General features: G+C 34.7%; 4 protein-coding genes, 1 other RNA gene and 2 pseudogenes. 3 read left to right on the top strand and 4 right to left on the bottom strand.

Going from position 1 to position 8491, the window contains the following annotated elements:
• Window positions 1-209: 209 nt before the first annotated feature.
• A non-coding RNA gene (gene ssrS / locus FFR48_RS22440) (6S RNA) lies at window positions 210-393 on the top strand.
• 130 nt (window positions 394-523) lie between these two features.
• Here ssrS and rsmH read toward each other — a convergent pair.
• The 4 genes and pseudogenes from rsmH to FFR48_RS22420 form a co-directional block, all read right to left on the bottom strand.
• Window positions 524-1435 (bottom strand): 16S rRNA (cytosine(1402)-N(4))-methyltransferase RsmH, encoded by a 912-nt coding sequence (gene rsmH, locus FFR48_RS22435; RefSeq protein ID WP_137668894.1) that lies wholly within the window; start codon window positions 1433-1435, stop codon window positions 524-526.
• A gap of 71 nt (window positions 1436-1506) precedes the next feature.
• Window positions 1507-1737, bottom strand: coding sequence for a hypothetical protein (locus FFR48_RS22430; RefSeq protein WP_137668893.1), 231 nt, complete (start codon window positions 1735-1737; stop codon window positions 1507-1509).
• A gap of 246 nt (window positions 1738-1983) precedes the next feature.
• A complete protein-coding gene (locus FFR48_RS22425; RefSeq protein WP_137668892.1) occupies window positions 1984-2766 on the bottom strand; it encodes an Rpn family recombination-promoting nuclease/putative transposase in 783 nt (260 codons plus the stop codon).
• A 21-nt stretch (window positions 2767-2787) separates the two neighbouring features.
• A pseudogene (locus FFR48_RS22420) lies at window positions 2788-5097 on the bottom strand (type ISP restriction/modification enzyme).
• A 1310-nt stretch (window positions 5098-6407) separates the two neighbouring features.
• On the opposite strand from FFR48_RS22420, the gene FFR48_RS22415 reads away from it, so the two are divergent.
• Together FFR48_RS22415 and FFR48_RS22410 are read left to right on the top strand one after the other, a co-directional pair.
• A complete protein-coding gene (locus FFR48_RS22415; protein WP_137668891.1) occupies window positions 6408-7592 on the top strand; it encodes an NAD(P)H-quinone oxidoreductase subunit H in 1185 nt (394 codons plus the stop codon).
• 391 nt (window positions 7593-7983) lie between these two features.
• Window positions 7984-8367 (top strand): annotated as a pseudogene (locus FFR48_RS22410) (GAF domain-containing protein); the annotation flags it as partial.
• Window positions 8368-8491 lie beyond the last annotated feature (124 nt).

Below are 8491 nucleotides of genomic sequence, written 5' to 3'. Positions count from 1 at the left end.
TCAGAAACTTAATTGGAACACAATCGCGTCTGGCTAAGGCGTGAAAGTCTACTGAGGGATAACTGCTCCCATGCTCCCGTTGAAGTAGAAAGTAAAGTCTAGTTTTGTCTAGGTTTTATATAGCAGTAAAATAACCAACCATAACTGACAACTAAAAAATTTTTTCATTACCCTCTACACAAATCGGTTTTCACAGTTATAATGAATTAGTTACACTACGACGTTGGTGACTGCCCTCAAGTTTTTTGATCTATGTCTTTAACGAAAAGGGAACCAATTCGTTCTTGTGGCAGTAAACCGAGCTTGCACTCGGAAACTTTAAACAAGCAACACCCGTTCCCACCTGGTTTACCCAGGTCATAAACTTAGGTAAAACGGCGTTGTGGTGAACTTCAAAAGTTTTTAAAAACTAAAAACATTTCCGATCCCCAACTTATTCAAGAAGTCGGGGATCTTATTATTTATTATTATCATAACGGGCAAGATGCCCGTACCACAAGATTTTTACCACAAGATTTTTATTTTACTCACCTGCTGGGTTTTTTCTTTCTGCTATTCTCAACTTAGCAGAACGAGAACGCGGGTTATTTTTTATTTCCTCTTCTGTTGCAATAATCGGTTTTTTAGTTAAAACTCTTAATAGCTCTGAGTTTCTTAAACCGTGTTTGACTATTCTATCTTCTAAACTGTGAAAACTGATAATCGCAATTTTACCACCAGTAACCAGCGCGTGAGGTGCTTTTTCTATCAAAGTTTCCAATACTTTTAACTCATCATTAACCGCAATTCTTAAAGATTGAAAAACGCGAGTTGCGGGGTGTATTCTTCCATGTCGATATTTAGGAGGAACAGAATAAAAAATTGCTTCCGCTAATTCTGTGGTAGTTTGAAAAGGACGCTTTTCGATAATTCTCTTCGCTATTTTCCTAGAAAGTCTTTCTTCACCATATTTAAAAAATATATCCGCTAATTCTTGTTCATCCCATTCATTAATTATATCAGCAGCAGTTAAAGACTGTTCTTGATTCATTCGCATATCTAAATTAGCAGTATTTCTAAAACTAAAACCCCTTTCTGGGTTATCCAAATGATAGGAACTCACACCCAAATCTGCTAAAATGCCATCATAAGTATTTGCAGGAAATTGAAAATTAGCAAAATTGCTATGAATAAAATTCACCCTATTTCCAAACTCTGCTAAATTCTCCTGTGCAGCTTTTAAAGCATCCAAATCTTGATCAACTGCGGTAATTTTTGTGTTTTCAGCACTTTCTAATATTAACCGACTGTGGCCACCACCACCGACAGTTAAATCTAAATAATTGCCACCTGGTTGAATATTTAAACCTGTAATTACTTCCTGACTTAAAACAGGAATATGGGAAAATGTAAATTCATCTAAATCTATGGGGGTTTGTAAATCTGATGTATTCATTAATTTATTAAAGTGATGATTATTATTTGACGTAAAATCATTAATAATTAAACGCAGATAATTTAATTCTCCTAAGAAGCCAGTTTAGTGTTAATAAAACTAAAAATCCTTTCTAATTCTAATAAACCAGCTAACTCTGCTTTTTCATCAGAATTGAGCAAATTTTCTTTATTCTTTTCTAAAAGTTCTTCTAAACGAAGTTGTAATTCTTCAGTAAAAGAAAAAGGACGAAATTGATCTGCAAGATTCAGGTTTATTCCATTGGGTAGCCAAGATGAAGGATTTTTCATTAATTCTTGCATAAATTATGTCCCACCTTGATGTTTTTATTTCGCGTAGGCAGATTTGTTTTGATTGACAATCTCATTCTAACGTAAAACTACCGTATTTATCAATAATTTTATCAACATCTTCCATAATCTTAATAGTCTCCGACATGATAGTTAGTAGGGTGCGTTAGTGATAACGTAACGCACCAACTTGAGTTATAAAAATTTTCTGAATAAACCCATCAAATTGTATCACCACCTGATTTATTCATCCAATGTCTATTTATTATTTTGCTTTGTAATTGCTTGTTTTACCGCCTCGATATCTAACTCAAGTATACGCGCAATTTGTTCTAGATTTAGCCCCTCATTTAACAGTTTAGGAATAGTTTTTAACTTAGTTTCCAACTCTGTTTCTTCTTTTACTTCTTGATAAAATCGGGTTTGTTGCCATTCTGTTAATCCAAACATTGCTTCTAACTCCTGACGGCTATAGGATGAGAATTTGTAAACTAACATTCTTTCTACTAATTCTAAAAGATTTCGACCTTTGGCCGCATCTGCTTTATTCACCAAATTGATTAAACTTTTTGCTTGTTGGATAGCTTCCTCTTCAGGAGCAACTACTAATTTAATAATTTCTAAACCTATTGAAGATGATGTATCAACTATTTCATCTAAATAAATGACATGGATTAGTCCAGCAGTGAGTAAACTTTGATATGCTAAAGGTATTCCCGGATCAAGATCCCGATTTGCCCATAATACAACTGCTTGCCATGTTCTTTGAGGTTTATATTGGTTTAAGTAAAGAAACGTTTCGGTAATTAATCGCCAGTATAAATTATCATCACTTTGGAATTGTACTTCTACAAAATAAATCGGATCTTGTGGATATTCTGATTTGGGTAAAAATAAGCCATCTATTCGTCGCGCTAATTCTTTGATTTCCACAGAGGAAAATTCGTAGTGTAAAGCTAGTGTAGGTGACTGTTCTAGTAGTTCAAATAAAACACTAGGCAGATTTTGCAGTAATGTGTAAAATATCGTGTCTGTCTTCATATCTTGTTGTTATGTTAACTCTCATTCTAACGGAAAACTCCCATAATTTGCAATAATTTTATCAATATCTCCCATAATCTGAATAGTCTCCGATATAATAGAAATAATATTTTGATAATGAGTCAAATCATCAAAATTTAACTCTCTTCCCTTCCTATCTTTTAACCACTTTTGACAAACTTGATAACCACCTATATAAAAATTCCAGATTTGCGGAGGAACTTGATCAAAATACTGTTCAGAGTTTATCCAAATTTGTTGATGATTTTCATTATATTTAACCTATTCCACAATATTAGAACCCGCAATAGGATAAGTGGAAATTTCCTTTCCTGTTACTTTCATTAAATGAAATTGTACTAATTTATCACCCTTTGCTACCAACTCCCAAAAAAGCGCAAGATTAGAAGTTAAAGGAAGACGGGGAAAATCAATCTTTAAAAATTCAGCGTAGCGTTGACGGTAAGTAGGAGAATGAAAAACAGCGTAAATATAATTAAAAATATCCTCTGGTCCAAAGGTTTGTTTTTGATTCCCTTTTCCATCAACAATAAATTCTAATCCTAATTTTTGGGAAAATTCAGTAATAAATTCTGGGGATAAATTCGGTCTACGTCCTCCTGGTGCGTTAGTTGGTGTAGCATCAAATAAAGTTGGGGTATTTGTTGGGTAAAGATAGAGAGGGAAAACTTGATTACCCTCACGACTCGTAGTAGAAACAACACAAGATTCAGGAACGTGCATAGAAACCCAACAATGTTTATATCCTAAAGTTGCTTGTTGTCTTGAAGATAACAAACACAAATTATCTTTTCTAAAAACATGATCAATTAATTCTCTTCTAGGATAATCCATTGTCACATAACTAAAATAACAGTAACGCCAATCAAAAGGACGATACAAGCAGGTAATTATCTTATCTTTCCATTGATTATCCGAACGAATTAATTTACGAGCTTTATCTAATTGCCAATCTCGATTATCTTTGATATTATATTTTTTATTAAAATCTTGATGAGATAAATTATCTTCTCTCAATTCTCTAACTTTTTGAGTAATGCTTTTTTCATGAAAATCAATAGCAAAATGATCTCGGTGTGTTTGAAAACCTAAAACATTAACACTCATTATTTCGGTAATTTTCCAGGCTGTATCATATTCCATTTTTAAATCATTATTTTGTGGTTTAAATAAATAAAATGGTGTATTTGGTTCTAACTTTTCCCAATTAGTAGATTGTAAATTATTTTCCGCTAACCAATGATACTTACCACCAACCAACTGTTTATTTTCATAAACTTCTCTAGCACCCCATAAATCAGCATGATAAACCGTCGCTAATTCTTTTTGACTATTTTTTTCTTTGGTTTGATACTTAATAAAAATCCCAATTGCTACACCTTGCTGAATATCAAAAACATTTTTATCCGGTGAACCGTCAGGACAAACTTCTTTTTTCTTACTATTACCATGTAAATCTAAAACATAAATTTCATCAAAAGTTTTCATCAAACTTTGACGCATTCCCCGAAAAGTGGGATTATCTAAATAACCATGATTAGTAATAAAAGCTAAAACCCCATAACCTGTTTTTTCAATTCTCCACTGACCAAAACGAATAAATTTCACATAATCATCATTTAACCACTTAGGATTTCTCTCACCTAAAGATTTTCCATCTACTTCAAAATAGCTTTCCGTGCTACTATTATAAATAGTATCCTTACCATTTAAAAGATTTTTGATCCAATCACCTGTATTTACAGAATGTCCAGAATAGGGAGGATTACCAATAATTACCATAACTGGACTTTCTTGTTTAATTTCTTTTGCTGCTTCTGCTTCTTCTTTAATGCGAGAACCAAAACTAATAACTTGTTCTTCTAACTGAAAAGCTTCTTGTAAAGTATTAGTTAAATAAATCCTTAACCGTTCATCAGAACTAAAATCATAACCCAACTCTTGCAACTGTAAACCTAATTTCATGTGTGCTACAGTATAAGGAGCCATCAATAATTCAAACCCAAATAAACGGGGTAATAAATGCTGACTCACATAACTAGACCACATCCCCTTTTGAGACTTAAAACTATCATAAATATAATCAATAATACTATGCATAAAAGTTCCCGTACCCACAGCAGGATCGAGAATCAAAACTTGATGATTTTCCATAGTTCCCTCACCCTGGGGATGGGGAACTTTAATCTTTTTAGCATCAGCTAAACCCTTACTAATATTAAACTTATTTTTTAACACATAATCAACACTTTTAATGATATAATTAACCACAGGTTCAGGAGTATAATAAACCCCCCTTGACTCCCGCATTTTTGAATCATATTCCGCCAAAAAAGTCTCATAAAAATGAACAACCGGATCTTCCTTACGAGTACGTTTACCAAAATCTTTAAGAATTTCCGCCATATCAGTTTGTTGCAGAATATTCGCCAAAGTATCTACCGCCCAAGTAATTCTCTCATCTAAATCAGGACCTGCAATTTGTCCAAAAATACTTCTTAAAAAAGGATTAGTTTTTGGTAACTTAAAAGCTGCCGTTTCCCGTGAAAAAGTATTAATATTATCAGTATTACACCGCGCTGCAAACAAACCATAACAAATAGTTTGAGCATACATATCCGCAAACTGTTCACCAGTTAAACCCTTAATTAACACCCGTTCAAAAGATTCTAACTGTTGACGTAACATACCCCCCTGATCATCATCATTTAACGCCGTCTTAATTGCATCCCTAATTAATTGAGCTAAACCAGCCATCCGTTTAGCTAAATCCTTCGGTGTAGTAATTTGGGGAACTTTAGTTAATAGAAACTGCCGGAAAAGTTGCTCAACTTCATTAATACCATGATCATCAATTTTAATTGTTTTTCTTTTATAAATACTTCCCAAAGAAGCAGATAACCTTAACTCACCTTGGACATACCAACGAAATTCTAAATAATCAGTTAAAATCAAATTACCTAAAGCATCAAAATAACGTGCCATTTGGGAAGTTTTCACAACCTTATTCAGAGAAACGCCAATATCCTTAGCCTCAATATGACCAACTTCCAAAACACCGTTTTTTACCACAAAATCAGGCGCACCGCAAGCAATACGTTTAGGTTCATTAATAGCTTGAATCCCCGAATCCAAAGACTCAATTAACTTCTTCAAAGCAGGACGATAACTATGCTCAGTAGCATTTTGAGATTGATAAACCTGACTAACTTCTTGAATATAAACCTGTAAATAATTCATAACAAAAACTCTTGCTTCTCTCTCTGCGACTCTGCGCCTCTGCGTGAGCCATAAAAATTAATTAGCCCAACGATAAAATAAATATATCTCAAACCCAGCAAAACCACCCAAACCTTAATAAAACTTAGATATAAACAACACCACCCGTCAAAAATTCCCTCCACCCCACAACCAAAGAGAAAATAAAAAAACCAGACTCACAATCCCTTGAATCGCCAGATCCCTATAATAATTGAAGAAGCAAGACAAAATAAAACATCAAGTACAACTCCAAACCTGCTATCCTGACAAGCTGAAAATTAGCAGATGCAGTAAATTGTATCTGGTTAGCATCTTGGCGGTTCAATACAAACTGTTGACAACGGGAGAACACCAAATCTATGAGTAGAATAGAAACCCGCACTGAACCAATGGTGCTAAACATGGGTCCTCACCACCCTTCAATGCACGGGGTTCTGAGATTAATTATGACATTAGACGGTGAAGATGTCGTTGACTGTGAACCAGTCATTGGTTATCTACACCGGGGGATGGAAAAAATAGCTGAAAACCGTTCCACCGTTATGTATGTTCCCTATGTTAGCCGTTGGGACTACGCAGCGGGGATGTTTAACGAAGCGGTGACAGTCAATGCACCAGAAAAATTAGCAGGTATTACAGTTCCCAAACGCGCTAGTTACATCCGTGTAATTATGCTGGAACTAAACCGCATCGCTAACCACCTATTATGGTTTGGTCCCTTCCTTGCAGACGTAGGCGCTCAAACTCCCTTCTTCTACCAGTTCCGGGAACGGGAAATGATTTATGACCTGTGGGAAGCGGCTACAGGTTATCGCATGGTAAATAACAACTATTTCCGTGTGGGTGGTGTAGCTGTTGATTTACCCTATGGTTGGGTAGATAAGTGTGAAGAGTTCTGTGACTACTTCCTCCCCAAAGTTGACGAATATGAACGCTTAGTTACCAATAACCCTATTTTCCGCCGTCGTATCGAAGGTATTGGGACTATTACCCGTGAAGAAGCAATTAACTGGGGTCTTTCTGGTCCAATGTTACGCGGTTCTGGGGTGAAGTGGGACTTGCGGAAGGTTGACCATTATGAATGTTACGACGATTTCGACTGGGATGTACAGTGGGAAACCACAGGTGATTGTCTCGCTCGTTACATGGTGCGGATGCGGGAAATGCGGGAATCTGTGAAAATCATCAAACAAGCTATCAAAGGTTTACCCGGTGGTCCCTATGAAAACCTGGAAGCTAAACGAATGATGGCTGGTCCAAAGTCAGAATGGGATGCGTTTGATTATCAGTATGTTGCTAAAAAAGTTGCTCCCACCTTCAAAATTCCCTCTGGTGAAATTTACTCCCGTGTAGAAAGCGGTAAAGGTGAACTGGGAATTTATTTGGTAGGTGATAATAATGTCTTCCCCTGGCGGTGGAAAATTCGCCCCGCAGACTTCAATAACCTGCAAATTCTCCCCTCTTTGTTACGTGGTGTGAAGGTAGCAGATGTTGTGGTTATTCTCGGTAGTATTGACGTAATTATGGGTTCTGTGGATAGATAAGCTTTCCCATTACGTCATAGATAGTTTGATATTTATTTTATATATAGAGGTGTGTTTTATTGCATCTCTATATTTTTTTATCTATATTTTTTTATCTCTAAATATTAAGAAATTTAAAGTTTTACAAAAAAAAATAACTTAACATTTCAAATAATGAAAAAATGTTTTGTTTCTTAATAAATTTTCATTTTTCAACAAAAATATTTGTTAATTTTAATGTTTTGCAAAAAAATATCTAAGTAGGAGAATTTATGATTATAAAAATTCTTGAATTTGTAAATTAATTATTTTCTCTCAACTTGCTGATAAGCTACTATATAAATCAACACAATTTTTATGTAGTTTTTACCTGAAACCTGTGCAAATTCATTCTCAAGCTCAATTTGAAAGTATTCAAAATCAACATCAGCACCAACAACATATTGAAAAAGGTTTACAAACTCTACTGGATCGTCTGATAAAAAAGATTAATCGAGATAATTTAATCCGCAAAACCATACATCAAATTAGAGAAGCTTTACAGGTTGACCGCGTAGTTATTTATTACTTCTACGAGCAATGGCACGGTCAAGTAACATTTGAATCTTTAATTTCAAAAAAATTATCAATTTTAGGTTCAAAGGGAGCAGATAATTGCTTTAATAATGAATATGCGACCTTGTATTTAAATGGAAGAATAAGAGCGATCGCTGATATTGAATTAGAACCTATTCATCCTTGTCATCAAGATTTTCTGCGTAGTATCCAAGTACGTGCTAACTTAGTTGTACCAATTAGACCTGTCCGAAATATATAACGGAAAAATGGTAGAACGGTAAATGGAAAATATACCGTGGTTCTACCAAAGATGAAAAATATTACCAATTATATACATATGTACCCAAAACGCGCTAGGGGTA

Origin of the sequence: Sphaerospermopsis reniformis, from assembly GCF_005402885.1 — a bacterium.
GTDB classification, from domain to species: Bacteria; Cyanobacteriota; Cyanobacteriia; order Cyanobacteriales; family Nostocaceae; genus Sphaerospermopsis; species Sphaerospermopsis kisseleviana.
Note: the sequence above shows the minus strand (reverse complement) of the source record. Positions and strands in the feature narration are given on the sequence as shown.